The sequence below is a fragment of the Pseudolactococcus reticulitermitis genome, from assembly GCF_002260845.1.
Classification (GTDB): Bacteria; Bacillota; Bacilli; order Lactobacillales; family Streptococcaceae; genus Pseudolactococcus; species Pseudolactococcus reticulitermitis.
This window is the reverse complement of record NZ_BEDT01000003.1, coordinates 244,084-262,666: the sequence shown is the minus strand read 5'-3', so window position 1 is coordinate 262,666 and position 18,583 is coordinate 244,084. Positions and strand designations below refer to the sequence as shown.

The window sequence follows — 18,583 nt, the reverse complement described above, 5'->3', positions numbered from 1 at the left end:
TGACCAAAAAATAGCTCAAAAATGTTGTTCACTTTCGTTACTTAAATGAGTATAGTCTTAAAAATCAAGAGAAAATTGGCAGAAATGATCACAAACAACATCTCAAAAGGCAAGTTAAATGGCAAGAAAATTGGTGTCTACTTTGGGACTTTCGCGCCCTTGCATACCGGACATCAGCAACAAATCTATAAAACGGCCGCTCTAAATGAGGGTGTTTTACCGATTGTCTCGGGTTATGATGGCGACCGTGGCTCGCAAATCGGTCTGCATTTGGAGAAACGTTTTCGCTATTTGCGAGAAGCTTTTAATGATGAACCCGTGATTAAAGTGGCGAAACTCGATGAAACTGGTATTCCTGAAATGCCACATGGTTGGGATGAGTGGACCAATCGCCTGTTTGATTTGATCCATGCCAACACCATGTCAGAACATTTAGAAGTCACATTTTACGTTGGGGAAGCGGATTACGTGACAGAATTAAGCAAACGTTTCCCTAAAAACGACGGCAATACCTATGCAGTCGAAATCGCTGATCGTCAAGATATCCAGATTTCTGCTACCATGATTCGGCAAAATCCGCAGGTTTATTGGCAGGAAATTAACCGTGTTTTCCGTCGGCAGTTTTCAAAAGTGGTGACGATTATGGGCTCGGCTTCGACTGGCAAAACCACCCTCGTGCGCAGACTGGCACGCTCTATCAACGCCCCATTTTCGGAAGAATATGCGAGAGTTTATGAAGAACAAGCAAATCTTGATGATGACGAGCTGGGGATGGATGACTATGCCCGCTTGATTACAGGTCAGTATGATGCCAATTCACACGAGATTAATTCACCAGCAAACCAAGGCATTGTTTTTCTGGATACGGATGCCCTTGTCACGCGAGTTTATGCCAAACTCTATCTGAGTGAGGCAGAGCAAACACAACTAGAGCCACTATTTCAACAAACCATCCGCAATGAGCAGATGGATTTGATTTTGGTCATTCCACCGATGACGCCTGATGGCAATGATGGCTTTCGGAACATGGCTTGGGAAACCTCTCGCCAGGCTTTTCATGAGGAACTCATGCGTCAGTTGGCTGAGTTTGACCTCATGGATAAAGTTGTCTTGCTAGATGACACAGGTGACGGTCGTGATCAAGGTGGTTATCTCAGTCGTTATCACCATGCGATTGATGCCGTCAAAGCACGAACTGGCATCGAAATAAAACGCCTAGAATTCTAAACTGAATGCTAGGCGTTTTTCTTATCTATGATTGATTGTCTGACATTCTCAGGCACAAAGGTGACTTTTTTGATTTTGCTCAAGAGAATAATCCGAATTTGATTGGACTGGAGATCTTTGACGACAACCTGTCGCTCGGTAATGCTGGAAATGCTACCTGTAAAACTCACAAGGTTACCATTTTTTTCGTTGAAATGAAGATAAACGGCATGATTAAAGGAGTGGGCAAGTTCGAGATTGGCCAGAACTTCAAGATTAATGGCCGTATCATCTTTTTTTTGACGCATAGACTGCCCAGAAAAGAAGTTGAGAATGCCCTTCAATATAGTTTTCATACAAAAATTATAACATATTTTGAGATAATTTGTCCCAGATTTCGTATAATAAGATAGAAACCAAAAATAAAGGAGTTAAGCTAGAAAATGAGCGAATTTAAATTTGAAATTGAAGAACATTTGATTGTCCTGTCGGAAAACGAAAAAGGGTGGAAAAAAGAACTGACCCGCGTTTCTTGGAACGGTGCGCCAGCCAAATTTGACATCCGTCAATGGTCGCCAGACTATACCAAAATGGGCAAGGGGGTCACCTTGACCAACGAGGAATTTCAAAAGCTAGTGGACGAACTCAAGAAATAAAAAAATGCGTCAGATGTCGATCATCTAACGCATTTTTTAAGTTGTAAAGATGACGAAAACCATACAAATATAAAGCAGTAAGGTCATAAAAAAGGTCACCCGCCAGAAAAAATGGAGAAAGTTTTTAGCGCTAAATTCACGATAGTAGAATAAATCGAGCAAGAGCAAGATAAGCGCTAAAGCTGACAGGAGTAACAAGAAATAGGGCAAGATACTCACGTGTGTGACTTGACGTGAAAAATAATGAAGGCCGAAAATCAAAAAGAAAGTCACGACATCTGGTACATTCAGCGGCAGATGTTTTCTGATTCGGAAAAAATTAAAAAGAATCGCGATAATCGTAAAGATTAAAATTGGATAGAGCGTAATCAATAGTTTCATGAGCATAGGACTATTTTAACTTTTTTAATCTGAAAATACAACTCGATAGCCATTTTCTCGTCACGTTCGCGTCTTTTAAAAAGATAGGTTAAACTTTTTCAGCCACCTCTGTTTCTTCAACTTTCTCAGCTTGTTTGGCAGGCGCAGCTGCAAAATAAGGATGTGTCTTTAAGGCGCGACGGAGGGCATAACCGATAAGTGCAGCCAGAATTGCTTTGACAAGACCAGGAATAATAAAAGGCAGGAAACCAGACTTAAAGGCAGCTTGAAGCGATAGGCGGGCGACGAGTGATAACCAAACTGTCCCTAAAGCCAGACACCAAGCTGCACCGATGATATTAGCTGCGCTATATAAAATTAATTTCCCACGTGTGCTTTTGACCATGAAAGCTGTTTGTCCGAGTAGTGACACTTGTTGCGATTGGAGTAAGAACCCAATCAAAAAGCCACCTGTTGGCCCAAGAATGACACCGAAACCAGCTGCACCGCCAGCAAAAACTGGCATACCAATAGCACCGAGCATGAGATAGAGACAAATGGCTAGAATACTATCCAGCGGTTTAAGTAAGGTTGCCATAATCCCAACGGCTAGCGTTTGAAGTGTCAGTGGGACAAGTGGTAGTGGAATAGTGAGTTGACTTGCGACGGCTAGAAATGCTGTCGAAATCGCGATAATCGCTAATCTTTGAACTTTGTTGTTTGTCATGTCTTCTTGTTTGATGTCTTGAAATGCTGAACATTTTAGGACATTTTCCTTTCTAAATGGCATCAAGGTTATTTGTAAACCTTAACTTAAGTTTTAGTATACAATAAAAATGAAGCTTTGGCAATAGCGAGTCATAAAAGAAAAAGCAACCGAGTGGCTGCGTTCAATTTGATGCCAGCAAGCTCGCCTCATTTTTTTATTCTGAAATATCTGCAAAATTGGCAGCAACAAAATCAGCTAAAAGCTGCGGTTGCATCCGGATACTGCGTCCAACTTCACCAGCAGAGACAATCATGAAGTCCTTTTTGAGTGCAACTTCATCGATAAAAATCGGAAAAGGATGTTTTTGATGAATGCCAACAGGATTGTTAGCGCCGTGAATGTAACCCGTTGTTTGCTGCAAGTCTTTCTGGGGGATCATGCTGACTTTTTTATTGCCAGACACCTTGGCGAGTTTCTTTTCCGATAAATGCTGGGTCAGCGGGATAATGCCGATGACCGGTCCGTTGTTGCCTGTCAAAGCCAAGGTCTTGTAAATATCAGCCTTAGCAATGCCGTCCGGCAGCTCGTCTTTTAAAGCGTTTAAAGCGAGTGGGGCATAGGCAATCCCTGCCTTATCCAAAATCTGTTCGACCAGCGTTTTCTTCAACTTGTCTTTTTTCATTTGTAGCGCTCCTCAAGTTTGCTCATCCATAGACCTAACCACAGCCCAAGGGCTGTGAAAATGGCAGCAAGCACAAAAGTTAGGACACCACTTCCGGCGTAGCTGATACTTTCAGCACTCTGGCCGTTTGGCACGAGAATCAGGACGGTAGAGGCAGCCACAATCCCTAAAATAAAATGAAAGACCCGTGAATGATGGTGTGCCAGCAAATGTTCCATCGTTTTGGCAAAAAGGAGCATGGCAAGCACACCACCGATGGCAATCGGTAGAAAAACATGAACCAAATCAAAGTTTTTAAAGCCGGTCAACATCGGCGAGTAAAGCCCTAAAATCAAAAGTAAGTTAGAGGGAGAAAGCCCCGGCACTAAGACGCCCAAGGCAATCAGGGCACCCGCCAAGATAAAGGTGGCAAAATTAGCAGGTAGCGTGCCGAAGAGATAGGGCAGGGCATATAAAATGACAAGACTTGCGACAAAGGTGCCAAGCAACCAAGTCCAGTCGATTTTATCACGAGTAGACCGATTTTCCGCCTCTGCCCAAAGGGCAGGTAAACTCCCGACGATAGCCCCCGCAAACCCCCAGAGGACGATGATTTGGTAATGTTCTAAGAGAAATTCGAGCGGTCGCGATAAGAGACCAATCCCTAAAATGCCGCCAATCCCGACAGGTAAGAAGTAGAGAAAATCTGCCTTGAAATTTCGGCGAATATGGGCAAGAAATGTGAGCATTCGCTCGTAAATCCCTAAAATCGCTGCAAGGACGCCCCCTGAGACACCCGGTAAAATGAAGCCGAGGGCAATCACCACTCCTTTAATCAGTCTAATCAACCATGACATCGTCTATGTAACCACCTTAAATTTAGTTTGTGTTATTTCATTATATCAAAAAAGTGCCTAATCGGCACTCAGACTTAGGACTTATATAATTTAGGATAGGCTTTCTTAACCGCAATGAGGATAAGGATGGCAGCAAGAGCTGTCAGGATACCACTCACACCGTTGATAATCAGGGAGTAGCTGACCGCTCCCCAGCCCTTCCATGCGTAGTCGCTCCAGAAGATCACACCGGCAACAAAATGCCAGAAGTATTTAGCGAAAGCACCAATGATGACCGCAAGGATAAGATAACGATCCTTACCTGTTTTGGCAAAAGGTTTCTGTGCTAGTCCTGCCAATCCCGCAAAGGTAAAGGCTAGGACGTACTCAATCAAAACTTGTGGGACACTCAGGAAGTAAGCTGTCCCAAGGGCGAAGTGAAGGAGTCCCCAGATGAGTCCAGTGATCAGACCAATTAGCGTCCCGTGACGCAGGGAAATCAAGACGATGAGCGTTGTACCGAGGCTGATTTCAAACCAGGCGACTTGGAGTGGGATGAGTGAGAGCGCCATGGCTAGCGCAGCGACAATCGCCACCTCTGCTAAGGTGCGAATGCTGAAAACTTGCGTTTGTGACATAAAAAAATCTCCTTCTAGTTCACAAGGAGGGGTCATCAGAAGTCATTCGATCATTTCATCAAATTGACACATCCCTACGGCGGTATTAACCGCATCAGGTTCTGAGGGTAAATCTCAACCGCGTGTGCGGTACCCCTTGTGTTTGTATTTTAGACACCATTAGTTTATCATGATACTAAAGGAAATGCAAGCGCTGTTATTTGAAAAGCGCGCATCACACAAGTCGAAAGTGAGAAAATAGGATGAAAATTGGCATTATCGGGATGGGACACGTCGGGTCGACATTAGCTTACACCCTTTGTTTGCAAGGGCTAGCAGCAGAACTGGTTTTGATTGATACAAATGCTGCAAAAGTTCAGGCAGAATATCTGGAGTTATCTGATACGTTGCAAAATCTAAATCAGGATGTTGCATTGGTGAAAAATGACTATGCCGCACTCGCTGATGCTGCGCTTGTTGTTTTTTGTGCAGGCGATATTACTGTCTTAGCAACGGCGACGGATAGACTAGCAGAACTGCGCGTGACTTCTAAAATGGTCGAAGCAGTCGCGCCAAAATTAAAAGCGTCTGGTTTTTCGGGCATTGTCATCTCAGTTACCAATCCCTGTGATGTCATTGCCTTGCATTTGGCCAATTTGACTGGCTTTGATAAAAGAAAGGTCATCGGAAGTGGGACTTTGATTGATACCAATCGTTTGAAAAATCGGGCAGAACGCGAGGATGTGCTTGTTATTGGGGAGCATGGTGAAAGCCAAGTCGCCCTCAATGTTTCTCCAGAAATTGAAAAACTGGCAACTGGCACAGGTTGGGAGATTTATGCTGCCAAACATCATACCGCTTTTGGGATTGCGTCCAGTGTGGCACGGATTATTCGTGTTTTAAAAACTGACACGGGAGAGTTATTACCGGTCTCTACTTATGATGAGGCGGAAGGCTGTTATTATGCGACATTGACAGAACTTACTTTGGAAAATGGTGTTGTCCGACGTGTTTTGCCATTATTAAATAAGCTAGAAGCTGACCGATTACAGCAAAGTATCCAGACAATCAAACGCAATGGTCAAGCATTTTGATATAGAAAAATTTGAAGTCTGTTATAAAAAATTGATAAGACGAGGTTGGTCAAGTTAGTGGTATACTAATGATTAGTTACTAATTTGAATAGCAAATTTTGGAGGAAGAAGATATGAAAAAATGGACTAAAGTTTTAACAGCACTTGTCGCTGTCTTGGCAGTCGGGACACTCGCAGCTTGTGGTGCGAAAAAAGAGGGGGCGAGCAAAGATGGCTTTAAAACCTATGTTGTCGGTGTGACAAGTGACCAACAAAAAGAAATCTGGGAAAAAGTTAGCGATTCCTTGAAAGCTGACAAGATTAAAATTGACGTGAAATTATTTAGTGGTTATACGGAAGAAAACCCAGCGCTTGCGGATGGCTCACTTGATTTGAACAGTTTCCAACACGTGGCTTACTTGAATAACTATAATAAAGAAAATAAACAGGATTTGACTTATATTGGTTATACGTTGATTTCGCCATTTGGGCTTTACTCTGAAAAAATTAAAGATCCCAAAGACTTGAAAGATGGCGATACGGTTGCGATTCCAAATGACCCAACGAATGGGGGGCGCGCCCTTCAAGCGCTTGTGGCACTTGATATTATCAAACTTAAAAAAGATGCGCCTGATTCACCAGAAGTGAAGGACATTGAAACTTATAACACCAAAATCAAAATCAAAGAAATTCAAGCTGACCAATTGGTTTCGACGTTACCTGATGTCACAGCGGCATTCATCAATACAAACTTTGTGACGGATCAATTGCATACAACGCCTAAAAAATCAGCGATTTATATTGATACGGATCATCTTGACAAGGTCAGCAATCTCTATAAAAACGTCATCGCTGTTCGTAAAGCAGATAAAAACAAGGAAGACTTCAAGAAAATCGTCAAAGCTTATCAAACGCCAGAAATTGCGAAATTGATTGAGAAAACAAACGACTACCCAGCTTGGGATGGCGCAAAATAAGACGTGTCAAATGTCATACCGTTAGTGTCTAAGGCTTGAGTTTGAGACTCAGGCTTTTTGCTTGGGGAGCGAATGACGGTAGGCTTGTAAAAAAGGGCGACAGATTGGCTCAGAAAATGGTAAAATAATGGATATGATAAATTTAAAAGAGATTAGTGTAAAATTTACACAGAAAGATCGCGACGTTGTGGCGGTGGATAATGTGTCACTGAAAGTTGACAAAGGGGATATTTACGGGATTGTCGGCTATTCGGGTGCAGGAAAATCAACGCTTGTTCGAGTGATTAACCTCCTCCAAAAACCAACACAAGGTCAAGTCAGCATCGAGGGCAAAGATTTAGTGACCTTGTCTAAACGTGACTTGCGTGAAGAACGTAAAAAAATTGGGATGATTTTTCAGCATTTCAATCTGATGGCATCACGGACGATTTCGGATAACGTTGCTTTCCCTTTAAAAGGGTCAGGCTTGAGTAAATCTGAAATTGAAGCTAAAGTGGCACATTTATTGGCACTTGTCGGCATTTTAGACAAAAAAGATGCCTATCCAAGCCAATTATCGGGTGGTCAAAAGCAGCGTGTGGCGATTGCTAGAGCGCTTGCCAATGACCCTAAAATTTTACTTTGTGACGAAGCGACGTCTGCTCTCGATCCAAAGACAACCTTGTCAATCCTGGAGTTGCTCCAAGAGGTCAACGAAAAACTTGGCATCACCATTGTTATCATTACCCATGAGATGCAGGTGGTCAAGGAAATTTGTAATAAGGTGGCGGTCATGGAAAATGGTCGGGTCATTGAGCGTGGCGATGTGATTGATATTTTCAATGCGCCTCAAGCGGATTTGACGCGTGATTTCATCAGAACGGCGACGCATGTCGAGCAGGCTGAGAAGAAATTGTTAGCACATACAGATAAACCAGTTTATGAACTCAAATTTTCAAATGCGACTGAGCCAGTGATTATCGAGCTTTACAAGCGGTTTGCTGTGACGGCGGATATTCTCTATGGCAATATCGAGTTTCTACAAAATGTGCCGATTGGCACGATGATTGTCACGCTTGAGGGAGAAAATGGTAGTCAGCCTGATCTAGAAGCGATTGCGACTTATTTAGTAGAACGTCAAGTGCGGATTTCTGAAATCAAGCGCAGGGAAGTAAAAGAAACAGAGGTGCCAAAATGATTAATCAATTTTTTCCAAATGCAGCTGATTTGTGGCCAGATTTTTGGCAAGCGACGCTTGAAACGTTAGAGATGACCTTTGTCACGGGAATTATTGCGGGTATTCTTGGCTTGATTTTGGGTGTGATTTTGCTGATGACAGATGAAGATGGTCTGACACCGCAGCGTTTCATCTACATGATTCTTGATAAGCTTGTGAACATTGGGCGGTCGATTCCTTTCATCATTTTACTGGCAGTGATTATGCCTGTGACACGGTTTATTGTTGGGACGTCTGTTGGCACGGCAGCCGTTACAGTTCCTTTAGTTTTAGGTACGATTCCCTTTTTTGCCCGTCAGATTCAAAATGCCTTGCTTGAAGTGGATCCAGGTGTTGTTGAGGCAGCGCGCGCCATGGGTGTGGGAAATTTCGGGATTATTTACCGTGTTTACTTAAAAGAAGGTTTAGTGTCGATTATTCGAGCGTCAAGTTTTACGATGATTAATCTGATTGGTTTGACGGCAATGGCTGGTACAGTTGGGGGCGGGGGTCTAGGCTCCATGGCCTTGCAACAAGGTTACCAACGTGGGCGTGGTGATGTGACGTTCTTATCCCTTGTCTTTGTGTTGGTGATTGTTTTCATTAGTCAAGTGCTTGGTAATTTAGCTGTCAAAGCAGCGTCTAAAGGGCGTTAATTTTAAATGCTGTCAAGTTGAAGATCTAGAGATACAGGAGAGGGATAACCAGATGACCAAATACGATCAAAAAGAACTCAAGAAACGTCTGACGCCAGAAGCATATGCTGTCACGCAAGAGTCAGCAACTGAGCGACCATTTACTGGCCAATATGATGATTGGTGGCAAGAGGGTATCTTTGTTGATGTTGTGTCGGGGAAACCTCTGTTTTCATCAACGGATAAATTTGATGCAGGATGTGGCTGGCCGGCTTTTAGCAAACCCATTGATGATTTAGAAATCATTGAAAAGCTAGACCGCTCTATTATTGGCAGAGACAGAACAGAAGTTCGGTCGGCTGATGCGGATTCCCATCTGGGGCACGTTTTTGAAGATGGCCCTAAAGAAACAGGTGGTTTACGGTATTGTATTAATTCAGCTGCGCTACGTTTCATTCCGAAAGCTGATTTGGTTCAAGCGGGCTACTCGGACTATCTGGCTTTATTTGATTAAATGAGTAGCTATGGAACTGTATGCCTTGTCAAAACTGTGAATTTATACTACAATTAAAATATCTAAAGGTCTTTTGACAAGACATCTGAAATTAAGAATTAAGAGACAAAAGGTGTTAAACCGTGCTTAACTCTGTATGAAAATAGGTAATCACATGGTTCGGCGTTTACGCCGGTTCTGTGATTTATCTTTTTCACTATGGCATTGGCGTTGCCACTTTAGTGGCTTACGGAAAAGCTAGAGGCAACGTGCCTTGGCGATTTGCCATTGTCACTTAGCGCTTTAGCGCATTAGGTGCCACGCCATGTACAGTAGACTTGATTTTTGAAAAAAATCTTAGTCGCTGAACAATCGCTTAGGCGTTGACTGGTGTTGCGGTTTATAAACTAGATTAAGGAGGTTCCATGGAGAATAATATCAAAAAATTGCGCAAGGCGATGAAATTTTCTCAGGAAGACTTGGCACGTTTGACGCATTCTACTCGACAGTCGATCAATGCAGTCGAAAATAATAAGTATGACCCGTCATTAGATTTGGCTTTCAAAATTGCCAAAGCCTTAAACGTTGAAGTGGATGAGATTTTCATCAAGAAAACTAAGTCTGATGAAGCCGATTTCGAGCTATGGTGTGAAAAATACAGCTGTGAGCTGTGGAAAAATCAAAAACAAAAGCCATCTGTTTCATAAAGCTGAGTAAAGAGGAGTTTTCAGATGAAGGAAACTGATATTTGTGCTTACGCGGAGTTAGCGTCAGATGCACCTGAGAGGTAGTATCTGTCAAACAGCAGATTTAACTGATAAATAAGTAAAAAAAGTGTATAATATGAGTTATACACTTTTTATTGGAGTAAATATGAATATTAAGCAATTAAGATATGTCGTCGCCATCGCTAATACAGGGACATTTCGAGAGGCCAGTGAGCAGCTCTATGTCAGCCAGCCGTCAATGTCCATCGCAGTGAAAGACCTTGAAACGGAATTAGGGTTCAAGATTTTTGAGCGCCTGAATACAGGGGTCAATCTGACGATTTCTGGAGAGCGTTTCTATGAACAGGCTCAGAGCGTTTTGCGTGATTTCGATACCTTTGAAGCTAAGTATTTAGCGCCAACTGCCATGCCACATAGCTTTTCTGTCGCCAGTCAGCATTATGATTTTTTGGCACCGGTCTCTGTCGAGTTTTCTGAAAAAAATCCTGAAATTAAAAATATTCGACTCTTTGAATCGACAACCTATAACATTTTGAGTGAGGTGTCTGACGGTCTGTCTGATGTTGGCATTGCTTACTTAAATAACCACAACCGTCTAGGCATCACGCGGATGTTGGAAAAATTGGACCTTGACTTTGAAGAGTTGATGACCTTTAAAACGCATATCTATTTGCGTCAATCGCATCCTTTGGCGGACAAAGATTTTGTGACCAATGAAGACCTGAGACATTTAAGCCGGGCACGATTTACGCAAGAAAATGAACAGTTTCTCTATTACTCGGAAGATTTGGTTGAAACTTTTGAAAATACCAAGATTTATAATGTGACTGACCGCGCGTCGCTTAATGGGATCTTGGAACGGACAGATGCCTATGCTACAGGGTCTGGCTTTATTGATAAGGAAAGTGTCCATGGTATCCGAGTGATTCCATTAGAGGATGGCAATGCTAACACGCTGATTTTTATCAAGAAAAAAGGTCAGGTCTTATCAGAAGTTGCCAAATCTTATAAACGCAGTCTGGAAAATTATTTTGAGCAGAATAAATTTTGAGACAAGTCTTGAAAAAATCATGAAAATACAGTTTAAAAATAGTGGAAAATCACACAAAAATAGTGTAAAATAATAGGGTATTGTTTTAAAATCATTTGCGTTTTGATCTACTCTAGCTGCTTGGTCATGTGACGGTTAAGCGTCATCTAGCACAATTTGGCAAGTCAATCAAAACGCAATATCTTACAGGAGAAATTAAAAACATGGTAAAATTAGTATTCGCACGCCACGGCTTGTCTGAATGGAACGAAAAGAACCTCTTTACGGGTTGGGCTGACGTCGATCTTGCTGAGCAAGGTGTTGCAGAAGCCAAAAAAGCTGGTGAGTTAATCAAAAAAGCGGGTATCGAATTCGATATCGCTTTCACGTCAGTTCTTAAACGTGCGATCAAAACAACTAACTATGTCCTTGAATATTCTGACCAACTTTGGGTGCCAGTTGAAAAATCTTGGCGTTTGAACGAGCGTCATTATGGTGCTTTGACGGGTCTTAACAAAGCTGACGCAGCTGTTCAATATGGTGATGATCAAGTCCTCATCTGGCGTCGGTCATACAACGTCAGCCCAGATCCAATGGCTCACGATGCTGAATTCACGTCACATGGTGACCGTCGTTATGCACACCTTGAAGATTCAATCGTCCCAGATGCTGAAAACCTTGAGTTGACACTTGAACGTGCGTTGCCTTTCTGGGAAGACCAAATCGCACCAGCACTTAAAGATGGCAAAAACGTTTTCGTTGGTGCACACGGTAACTCAATTCGTGCCCTCGTCAAACACATCAACAAAATGAGCGCTGACGAAATCTTGAAATTCGAAATTCCAAACTTCCCACCATTGGTATTCGAATTTGACGATAACTTGAACAAAACTGCGCAATATTACTTAGAAGACAAATAATAGATAAAAACCATTGCTTACGGGCGATGGTTTTTGAGTGTTCAAGGCGTTTAAGAACGCTATCTTAGAACAGACTTAAAAATTTTCAAAATACCGTTTTTTTTTTCTTAATGGAGGTAAAAAAAGAGGCGACGTAAAATTTAAGCTGTGATATAATGAAGTTAATTTTAAAAAGCTGTAACCTTTTAAGTCTTTCAAAGGTGTTACTAGTGTGACAATCAAAATGTGAGAGAAAGGGGTAGGTTAGGGAGAATTACATAGTACAGCACGGAGTGATGCTGCGCTATATCGCCACGTTGATTTCTATCATGTGCCATGGCTTGAAGATTAAAATTTTTATTTAACCTTAATTTCGGACATTGTAAAAAGATAAAAAATAGGAAATTATGGGATTTTAAAAATAAAAAAATGCTTTAATTTTTGATTTAACCTTTTAATTTGAGCAATTTTTTGTTAAAATAATTCATGTAATCTCTTATGCGTGAGCATGAGAAATTTAACGTGTAATCTAAGGTTGAGGGGCTTGATAGATTAAGTTTTGAAAAAGAAAGGGGCAAGTATGTGTGATCATCAAACACATGTCAAGGTGAGAGGTGTCTTTTGTTGCAGTCACAACTTGTATGATGATTCGTAAGCCTAGGACATCATATGGTGGTTGTGTCAGACAAAGTTTGGCATCGGAATAATTTAAGGGAAAAAGAGGAAGTTATGGAATTTTCAAAATGTAAAAAAGTATTGGCAGCGGTTACAATTGCAACTGCATTAACTGGGGCAGTAGCAGTGGCTGCACCGACAGATTTTTCTGGGACACTCGTGGCACAAGCTGCATCGTCAAATTCGCTTGATTTTAGTCAAGTGAATGCGGCGCTTGCTAAGTATAATGCTCTGAATGAAGCTGATTATACAGCGACTTCATGGCAGACTTTGAAACAAGAGGATGCAACAGTTAAACAAATTGAAACGGCTGTCGCACAAATGAAAACGCAAACAGATTCAGAAATTAAAGAAAACGGCAGAAGCATTTCAGACGTACAAAGTAATTTAAATCAATTTGCCAAGGAGTTGGATGAAGCGATTGATACTGTTTTGGTTAAAAAATCTGAAGTTGTAAGCCTTAACTTCACAGCTATCAAAGCAGCGATTGCGCGCTATAAAGCCTTGAACCAAGCTGATTATACGCCTGAGTCATGGACAGCCTTCAAAGCTAGTTTAGTTGATAGAGATGGTGCACCATTTGATGTCAATAGCTATGCAGCAGAAATCGCTGATTTGGAAAGTTTGACACCAGACGAATTGGTTTACTTGCTAAGACTGACTGGTACAACTGCCGCTGAAATTCAAGCAGCGCTTGACCACGATGCAGCATTAATCAATCAAAGCATTGACTTGTTAGTAGCGGGTGCAACGACACAACCTACGGCAACAGTCGCCAACAATTTGCCAACGACATCAGCGCCTAAAGGTGCGGTAGCTAAAACTAATTTGGTAAAAACTGAAAAAGCGTCAACATTGGCACCTTTTGCACTTTTGGCAGTCAGTGCGGTAACCATGTTAGGATCTGTCGCTTATAAAATTCGCAAAGCAGATTAAACATGACGTGTTAAAAACGAAGTAACAGTTTGGCTGTTGCTTGGTTTTTTATTATATAATAGCATTATAGAGATAAAATTTAAAGTGGGAAATCGATGTGACAGAAAGACAATTAGTCCGAAAAAATAAAAATGCTAAAAATCGCGTGAGTACGCTAGTTTTGGTGCTTGCAAGTCTGGTAATGGTCTCAACCATCATTTTTCTGGTTAAAAATGATACGACTCAAAAAACAAATCCGTCACTTAAAACGGTAAGGTCTGACGCTTCTGTGACGCATGAGCGTCAAACAAGTTCAAAAATATCGGATATCGTCAAAAATCAGCGCATTCCAATGCAAGAAGAAGACCTTGATTTTGATGAAAGTCTGGATAGGATTGGTCAGGTGATTGTCGATAAAGTTGGCATGACTTTACCGATTGTCAAAGGTCGAGGCAAAGAAGACGGCACTGGTTTTGATAAGGCGATTTATGCTTGTACCAATAAGAAAAATCAAATTTTAGGTCTTAATAATTATGTCTTATCTGCCCACAGCAACCACTTATCGGCAACGGATTATTTTAGTCCGCTTTTAGTTTATGACGATGATAGCTTTGATTTGACACGGTCAATTGAGCCTGATAAATTGAAGTTAAAAATGGGTGATGAGATCATGATTGACCAATATTCAGATCAGATGCGTTATCGCTTTAAGATTAGCAACATTTTGATGGATGACGGTCAGGGAAATTTTCTTGCGACCTATCAGGCGATGGGGGATAAGTCTGGGCAAGCAGAGCTGACCCTCTATACCTGTTCAGATGTCGTGGGTGAGAAACGGCTGGTGATTCAGGCGAATTTTGTGGCTAAACAGTCGCTTTAGACTTGAGCCCCTGAACTTTAACTTAAATTGCTAACTTTTAACGAGGTTGGCAGTTTTTTTTTAGGCAAAAGTATCGTATAATGGAAGGTAATGAAATCAAAAAATAGTCCTCAAAAAAATAAATCCTCTAAAGCCTTAGATAATCCATCAAAAGCGATCTTGAAACGTGTTAATGTCCTCTTTTTCGTTATTTTTGCTTTATTCTTGATTTTGGTCGGTAGACTTTATCAGATGCAGATTGCCAATAAAAGTTTTTATGATAAGAAACTTGAGACATCTGGCTCTTTGTCAACGGTTACTGAAGGCACTGCTCGGGGGCAAATTTATGATGCCCAAGGCAGCCCGCTGGTGTCCAATCAAGCGGTTCAGACCATTAATTTCACGCGTAGCAATACGATGACGGCTGAAGAAATGCGACAAGTAGCGATTAAGCTGGTTAGTGTCATTCCTGACTCTGTCAAGACGGATACATTGACGGCGCGTGATAAACGGGATTTCTTCTTAGCTGACCCTGAAAATTTAGCCAAGGTTCAAGACCGCCTATCATCAAAAGATCGCATTGATTCGAAAACGGGTGAGAAGTTGTCTGAGGGCGATCTCTATGCCAAATACGTCAAAAAAGTGACCGATGAAGAAGTTGCCTATGATGCGGATACAGAATTAGCAGTCAAACTCTATAAACGGATGAATGCCACGTCTAATTTTGCGACGACAATCATTGCCTCAGGCACGTTCACGGCGGAGCAGCAGGCGACGATTGCTGAAAATGAGCGATCATTTAAAGGGATTACGGTTGGCACGACTTGGGAGCGCGAGTACGCAGATTCACCATTGACCAGCATTTTAGGGACAGTGACCAGTGAGAAAGCTGGTATTCCTGAAAAGTATCTTGACGAGTACCTGAAAAAAGGTTATTCACGCAATGATCGTGTCGGCACTTCATACTTGGAAAAAGGTTATGAAGATGAACTTCATGGGACCAATGCTGTGAAGCAAGTTATCGTCGATAAAAATGGTAAAGTGACAGGTGAAAAAGTCGTCAAACAAGGCGAAAAAGGTAAGAACCTCAAGCTGACCATTGACTCCAAATTTCAAAAAGGTGTGCAAGATATTTTGAGAAATAACTTTGCGCAAGCGGCTCAAGAGGGCTACACGCCGTATTCTAAGGGTGCCTATGCTGTCGTCATGAATCCCTCAACAGGCGCTATCTATGCCATGGGTGGCATTGCGCATGATATTAAAACCGGGGCAATCACGGATGATACGCTAGGAACGATTCAAAATAACTTTGTTCCAGGATCCGTGGTCAAAATGGGGACGATTACTGCTGGCTGGCAAAATGGTGTTTTATCAGGTAATCAGGTGCTCAATGACCAACCGATTCAAATTCAGGGGTCGCAAGTCAAGCAGTCTTGGTTTACCAATGGGATGTCGACCCCGATTTCAGCTGTTCAGGCTTTGGAATATTCCTCTAATACTTATATGATTCAGACTGCGCTAGATATTCTAGGTCAGCCCTACCATCCTAATATGATTATCTATACCTCCAAATTAGGCGCATCATTTCAAAAATTCCGTAAAACCTATGGCGAATATGGCTTAGGCGTTTCGACTGGTCTTGATATTCCGGGGGAATCGACTGGTTATTATGGTGTAGATGAAACGGCAGCCAATTACTTGGATGAGAGTTTCGGTCAGTATGATAACTATACACCGTTGCAGTTAGCCCAGTATGCAGCAACCATTGCTAATGACGGCAAACGTGTTGCCCCCCATCTGGTAGAGGGCATTTATGATACTAATACGGATGGCTCGTTAGGTGGGCTCGCCAAAAAGATTGAGCCCAAGACGCTTAACACGGTCGACATTTCGCTGGAGAATATGAGCTTGCTTCAGCAAGGGATGTACCAAGTGACCCATGGTGGCAGCATGGCGACGGGGAAAGATACCATGACCAATGCGAGTGTTGACATCACTGCCAAGACAGGGACATCAGAAACTTACGTTAATGATAGGAATGGTAATCTGGTTTATACCTCAGTCAACAACGTTGTCGCTTATGCCCCATCGGCCAATCCACAGATTGCGATTAGTGTGATGGTGCCGGATACGATTATCAAGGTAGAGGGCAATAATGCTGAAACGACACATGTCAATCAAAATATCACACGAGATATTGTCAATCTCTATCATTCAATGTACGGTTTTAAATAACTGTTAATCAGAAAGGCTCAAATATGGCTTATTATCCAGAACCAATTGCCAAGCTGATCGAGTCTTACGCCAAGTTGCCCGGTATTGGTCAAAAAACGGCGACACGTCTGGCTTTCTATACGATTGGCATGTCGGATGACGATGTCAATCAGTTTGCGGCTAATCTTTTGTCAGCCAAGCGAGATTTACATTTCTGCAGTGTCTGCGGTAATCTGACGGATGCGGATCCCTGTAATATCTGCAGTGACGAATCGCGGGATCGAACGACGATTTTTGTGGTTGAGGAATCAAAGGATGTCCTTGCCATGGAGAAAATCCGAGAATATAGCGGTCTCTACCATGTCCTGCATGGCACCATTAGCCCGATGAATGGTGTCAGCCCGGATGATATCAATGTTAAAACCTTAATCACGCGGCTGATGGATAGTCAGGTCGCGGAGGTGATTATCGCAACCAATGCGACGAGTGATGGCGAGGCGACTGCCATGTATTTGGCGCGCATTATTAAACCAGCTGGGATTAAGGTGACGCGTCTGGCACGTGGTCTCGCTGTTGGCAGTGATATTGAGTACGCTGATGAAGTCACGCTCAGTAAGGCGGTTGAGAATCGGCAGGAGATTTGACAAGCTAGTAAAAATAAAACGTTCTCTGGGACAGGTGTCTGGGAGGCGTTTTTTGCGTCATCGCGATCAAAATTTTTTATCAAATCGCACTGCCGCTTTTGTGATATAATAAGTTTGATTAGATTATTTCAAGGAGACAAGATGGCGAAACAAAGTTTGATTTTATTATATGGCGGTCGGAGTGCTGAGCGTGAGGTGTCGGTACTTTCTGCGGAGAGTGTGATGTTTGCGGTCAACTACGACAAGTTTGTGGTCAAGACGTTTTTTATCACGCAGTCAGGTGAAGTTGTCAAGACGCAGGTTTTGACTGAGACACCAGCTCAGGGAACGAAGTTGATGACGAACGAGACGGTCAAAACGGCAGATGTCGTGTCACCAGCTAGCATTTATGAAAAAGATGCGGTTGTTTTTCCAGTCCTCCATGGCCCAATGGGGGAAGATGGCTCAATTCAAGGCTTTCTTGAGGTGCTCAAGATGCCCTATGTGGGGCCAAATATCACGTCAGCCAGCGTGACCATGGATAAAATCATGGCGAAACACGTTTTTGAGTCGGTCGGTGTCCCTCAAGTGCCTTATGTTGCCTTGACGGATGTGGCTGAGCTTGACGCCAAAATTGCGGAAGTGACAGCGACTTTGACTTATCCTGTTTTCGTCAAACCAGCTAATATGGGGTCGTCTGTCGGCATCTCCAAAGTTACGTCTGAATCTGACTTACGTCCTGCCATAGAAGAAGCCCTAAAATTCGATAGTCGCATTCTCATCGAGCAAGGTGTTGAAGCGCGTGAAATTGAAGTCGGGGTGCTGGGCAATGCTGATGTGATGACGACCTTGCCCGGCGAAGTCGTTAAAGATGTGGCGTTTTATGATTACAATGCCAAATATATCGACAACCAGATTACCATGGCGATTCCTGCCAGTATTCCGGATGAGACGGCAGTAGCCATGCGCAAATATGCAGAGCTTGCCTATCGTGCGGTTGCGGGCACTGGCTTGTCACGTTGCGACTTTTTCATGACGGCGGATCATCAGATTTATCTGAATGAAATCAACGCTATTCCTGGTTTCACGCAGTTCTCCATGTATCCTCTCTTGTGGGAAAACATGGGGCTGACTTATGCAGACTTGATTGAAAAATTGGTCGACTTAGGACTTGAAGCCTTTGCCATTCGGGAGAGTAAGCTAGCGGATTAAGTATCGTGTT

Annotated in this window: 21 protein-coding genes and 1 riboswitch; of the genes, 15 read left to right on the top strand and 6 right to left on the bottom strand. The window is 42.5% G+C overall.

From position 1 onward, the window contains the following. Nucleotides 1-84: 84 nt before the first annotated feature. Entirely contained in the window at nucleotides 85-1,227 is a 1,143-nt protein-coding gene (locus tag RsY01_RS07265; RefSeq protein ID WP_094784964.1) for a nicotinamide-nucleotide adenylyltransferase, read from the top strand. Between the two features lie 8 nt (nucleotides 1,228-1,235). Here the strand turns inward: RsY01_RS07265 and RsY01_RS07260 are convergent, their stop codons facing one another. Next, a complete protein-coding gene (locus RsY01_RS07260) occupies nucleotides 1,236-1,514 on the bottom strand; it encodes a hypothetical protein (protein WP_133063197.1) in 279 nt (92 codons plus the stop codon). Between the two features lie 135 nt (nucleotides 1,515-1,649). Here RsY01_RS07260 and RsY01_RS07255 point away from each other — a divergent pair, with 135 nt between their 5' ends. Then, complete coding sequence (locus RsY01_RS07255; RefSeq protein ID WP_003138959.1) at nucleotides 1,650-1,862, top strand: YdbC family protein; 213 nt, start codon at nucleotides 1,650-1,652, stop codon at nucleotides 1,860-1,862. Nucleotides 1,863-1,898: 36 nt separating this feature from the next. Here RsY01_RS07255 and RsY01_RS07250 read toward each other — a convergent pair whose 3' ends face one another. The 5 genes from RsY01_RS07250 to thiT all read right to left on the bottom strand — a co-directional run bounded on the left by RsY01_RS07250 (nucleotide 1,899) and on the right by thiT (nucleotide 5,066). Next, complete coding sequence (locus tag RsY01_RS07250; RefSeq protein ID WP_238594961.1) at nucleotides 1,899-2,243, bottom strand: DUF3397 family protein; 345 nt, start codon at nucleotides 2,241-2,243, stop codon at nucleotides 1,899-1,901. An 88-nt stretch (nucleotides 2,244-2,331) separates the two neighbouring features. Then, a complete protein-coding gene (locus tag RsY01_RS07245; RefSeq protein ID WP_094784891.1) occupies nucleotides 2,332-2,949 on the bottom strand; it encodes a biotin transporter BioY in 618 nt (205 codons plus the stop codon). A gap of 196 nt (nucleotides 2,950-3,145) precedes the next feature. Further along, nucleotides 3,146-3,613, bottom strand: coding sequence for an aminoacyl-tRNA deacylase (locus tag RsY01_RS07240; protein ID WP_094784890.1), 468 nt, complete (start codon nucleotides 3,611-3,613; stop codon nucleotides 3,146-3,148). Next, nucleotides 3,610-4,449 carry a DUF368 domain-containing protein gene (locus tag RsY01_RS07235; protein WP_094784889.1) on the bottom strand — a complete coding sequence of 280 codons (840 nt, stop codon included), beginning with the start codon at nucleotides 4,447-4,449 and terminating at the stop codon, nucleotides 3,610-3,612. Before RsY01_RS07235 ends, RsY01_RS07240 begins: the two co-directional genes overlap by 4 nt. A gap of 74 nt (nucleotides 4,450-4,523) precedes the next feature. Beyond that, nucleotides 4,524-5,066, bottom strand: a complete 543-nt coding sequence (gene thiT, locus RsY01_RS07230; protein WP_094784888.1) for an energy-coupled thiamine transporter ThiT — start codon at nucleotides 5,064-5,066, stop codon at nucleotides 4,524-4,526. 54 nt (nucleotides 5,067-5,120) lie between these two features. Then, nucleotides 5,121-5,213, bottom strand: a riboswitch (TPP riboswitch). 95 nt (nucleotides 5,214-5,308) lie between these two features. On the opposite strand from thiT, the gene RsY01_RS07225 reads away from it, so the two are divergent. From RsY01_RS07225 to RsY01_RS07165, 13 genes are all read left to right on the top strand, one after another. Then, nucleotides 5,309-6,139: a lactate/malate family dehydrogenase gene (locus RsY01_RS07225; protein WP_094784887.1), complete on the top strand. Its 831-nt coding sequence runs from the start codon at nucleotides 5,309-5,311 to the stop codon at nucleotides 6,137-6,139. A gap of 113 nt (nucleotides 6,140-6,252) precedes the next feature. Then, nucleotides 6,253-7,095, top strand: coding sequence for a MetQ/NlpA family ABC transporter substrate-binding protein (locus RsY01_RS07220; RefSeq protein WP_094784886.1), 843 nt, complete (start codon nucleotides 6,253-6,255; stop codon nucleotides 7,093-7,095). 133 nt (nucleotides 7,096-7,228) lie between these two features. Further along, the gene (locus RsY01_RS07215) at nucleotides 7,229-8,272 is read left to right on the top strand and encodes a methionine ABC transporter ATP-binding protein (protein WP_167373243.1); all 1,044 of its coding nucleotides are present in this window, start codon (nucleotides 7,229-7,231) and stop codon (nucleotides 8,270-8,272) included. Then, nucleotides 8,269-8,946 (top strand): methionine ABC transporter permease, encoded by a 678-nt coding sequence (locus RsY01_RS07210; RefSeq protein WP_094784884.1) that lies wholly within the window; start codon nucleotides 8,269-8,271, stop codon nucleotides 8,944-8,946. Before RsY01_RS07215 ends, RsY01_RS07210 begins: the two co-directional genes overlap by 4 nt. 52 nt (nucleotides 8,947-8,998) lie before the next feature. Next, on the top strand, nucleotides 8,999-9,439 hold the full coding sequence (msrB, locus tag RsY01_RS07205) for a peptide-methionine (R)-S-oxide reductase MsrB (RefSeq protein ID WP_094784883.1): 441 nt from the start codon (nucleotides 8,999-9,001) through the stop codon (nucleotides 9,437-9,439). Nucleotides 9,440-9,843: 404 nt separating this feature from the next. Beyond that, nucleotides 9,844-10,125 (top strand): helix-turn-helix transcriptional regulator, encoded by a 282-nt coding sequence (locus tag RsY01_RS07200; RefSeq protein ID WP_094784882.1) that lies wholly within the window; start codon nucleotides 9,844-9,846, stop codon nucleotides 10,123-10,125. A gap of 166 nt (nucleotides 10,126-10,291) precedes the next feature. Next, complete coding sequence (locus tag RsY01_RS07195) at nucleotides 10,292-11,197, top strand: LysR family transcriptional regulator (protein WP_094784881.1); 906 nt, start codon at nucleotides 10,292-10,294, stop codon at nucleotides 11,195-11,197. 203 nt (nucleotides 11,198-11,400) lie between these two features. Continuing rightward, complete coding sequence (locus RsY01_RS07190) at nucleotides 11,401-12,096, top strand: phosphoglycerate mutase (RefSeq protein ID WP_094784880.1); 696 nt, start codon at nucleotides 11,401-11,403, stop codon at nucleotides 12,094-12,096. Between the two features lie 708 nt (nucleotides 12,097-12,804). Next, entirely contained in the window at nucleotides 12,805-13,686 is an 882-nt protein-coding gene (locus RsY01_RS07185; RefSeq protein WP_094784879.1) for a hypothetical protein, read from the top strand. A 97-nt stretch (nucleotides 13,687-13,783) separates the two neighbouring features. Further along, on the top strand, nucleotides 13,784-14,545 hold the full coding sequence (locus tag RsY01_RS07180) for a sortase domain-containing protein (protein WP_094784878.1): 762 nt from the start codon (nucleotides 13,784-13,786) through the stop codon (nucleotides 14,543-14,545). A gap of 90 nt (nucleotides 14,546-14,635) precedes the next feature. Continuing rightward, complete coding sequence (locus RsY01_RS07175) at nucleotides 14,636-16,759, top strand: penicillin-binding transpeptidase domain-containing protein (protein WP_094784877.1); 2,124 nt, start codon at nucleotides 14,636-14,638, stop codon at nucleotides 16,757-16,759. 23 nt (nucleotides 16,760-16,782) lie between these two features. Continuing rightward, nucleotides 16,783-17,382, top strand: coding sequence for a recombination mediator RecR (recR, locus tag RsY01_RS07170; RefSeq protein ID WP_094784876.1), 600 nt, complete (start codon nucleotides 16,783-16,785; stop codon nucleotides 17,380-17,382). 141 nt (nucleotides 17,383-17,523) lie between these two features. Then, nucleotides 17,524-18,573 carry a D-alanine--D-alanine ligase gene (locus RsY01_RS07165; protein WP_094784875.1) on the top strand — a complete coding sequence of 350 codons (1,050 nt, stop codon included), beginning with the start codon at nucleotides 17,524-17,526 and terminating at the stop codon, nucleotides 18,571-18,573. The last annotated feature ends 10 nt before the right edge of the window (nucleotides 18,574-18,583 follow it).

What these genes read in the sequence shown, in the direction of transcription:
- RsY01_RS07265 (WP_094784964.1), top strand. Translation starts at nt 85, where the DNA reads ATGATCACAAACAACATCTCAAAAGGCAAGTTAAATGGCAAGAAAATT.
- RsY01_RS07260 (WP_133063197.1), bottom strand. Translation starts at nt 1,514, where the DNA reads ATGCGTCAAAAAAAAGATGATACGGCCATTAATCTTGAAGTTCTGGCC.
- RsY01_RS07255 (WP_003138959.1), top strand. Translation starts at nt 1,650, where the DNA reads ATGAGCGAATTTAAATTTGAAATTGAAGAACATTTGATTGTCCTGTCG.
- RsY01_RS07250 (WP_238594961.1), bottom strand. Translation starts at nt 2,243, where the DNA reads ATGAAACTATTGATTACGCTCTATCCAATTTTAATCTTTACGATTATC.
- RsY01_RS07245 (WP_094784891.1), bottom strand. Translation starts at nt 2,949, where the DNA reads ATGACAAACAACAAAGTTCAAAGATTAGCGATTATCGCGATTTCGACA.
- RsY01_RS07240 (WP_094784890.1), bottom strand. Translation starts at nt 3,613, where the DNA reads ATGAAAAAAGACAAGTTGAAGAAAACGCTGGTCGAACAGATTTTGGAT.
- RsY01_RS07235 (WP_094784889.1), bottom strand. Translation starts at nt 4,449, where the DNA reads ATGTCATGGTTGATTAGACTGATTAAAGGAGTGGTGATTGCCCTCGGC.
- thiT (WP_094784888.1), bottom strand. Translation starts at nt 5,066, where the DNA reads ATGTCACAAACGCAAGTTTTCAGCATTCGCACCTTAGCAGAGGTGGCG.
- RsY01_RS07225 (WP_094784887.1), top strand. Translation starts at nt 5,309, where the DNA reads ATGAAAATTGGCATTATCGGGATGGGACACGTCGGGTCGACATTAGCT.
- RsY01_RS07220 (WP_094784886.1), top strand. Translation starts at nt 6,253, where the DNA reads ATGAAAAAATGGACTAAAGTTTTAACAGCACTTGTCGCTGTCTTGGCA.
- RsY01_RS07215 (WP_167373243.1), top strand. Translation starts at nt 7,229, where the DNA reads ATGATAAATTTAAAAGAGATTAGTGTAAAATTTACACAGAAAGATCGC.
- RsY01_RS07210 (WP_094784884.1), top strand. Translation starts at nt 8,269, where the DNA reads ATGATTAATCAATTTTTTCCAAATGCAGCTGATTTGTGGCCAGATTTT.
- msrB (WP_094784883.1), top strand. Translation starts at nt 8,999, where the DNA reads ATGACCAAATACGATCAAAAAGAACTCAAGAAACGTCTGACGCCAGAA.
- RsY01_RS07200 (WP_094784882.1), top strand. Translation starts at nt 9,844, where the DNA reads ATGGAGAATAATATCAAAAAATTGCGCAAGGCGATGAAATTTTCTCAG.
- RsY01_RS07195 (WP_094784881.1), top strand. Translation starts at nt 10,292, where the DNA reads ATGAATATTAAGCAATTAAGATATGTCGTCGCCATCGCTAATACAGGG.
- RsY01_RS07190 (WP_094784880.1), top strand. Translation starts at nt 11,401, where the DNA reads ATGGTAAAATTAGTATTCGCACGCCACGGCTTGTCTGAATGGAACGAA.
- RsY01_RS07185 (WP_094784879.1), top strand. Translation starts at nt 12,805, where the DNA reads ATGGAATTTTCAAAATGTAAAAAAGTATTGGCAGCGGTTACAATTGCA.
- RsY01_RS07175 (WP_094784877.1), top strand. Translation starts at nt 14,636, where the DNA reads ATGAAATCAAAAAATAGTCCTCAAAAAAATAAATCCTCTAAAGCCTTA.
- recR (WP_094784876.1), top strand. Translation starts at nt 16,783, where the DNA reads ATGGCTTATTATCCAGAACCAATTGCCAAGCTGATCGAGTCTTACGCC.
- RsY01_RS07165 (WP_094784875.1), top strand. Translation starts at nt 17,524, where the DNA reads ATGGCGAAACAAAGTTTGATTTTATTATATGGCGGTCGGAGTGCTGAG.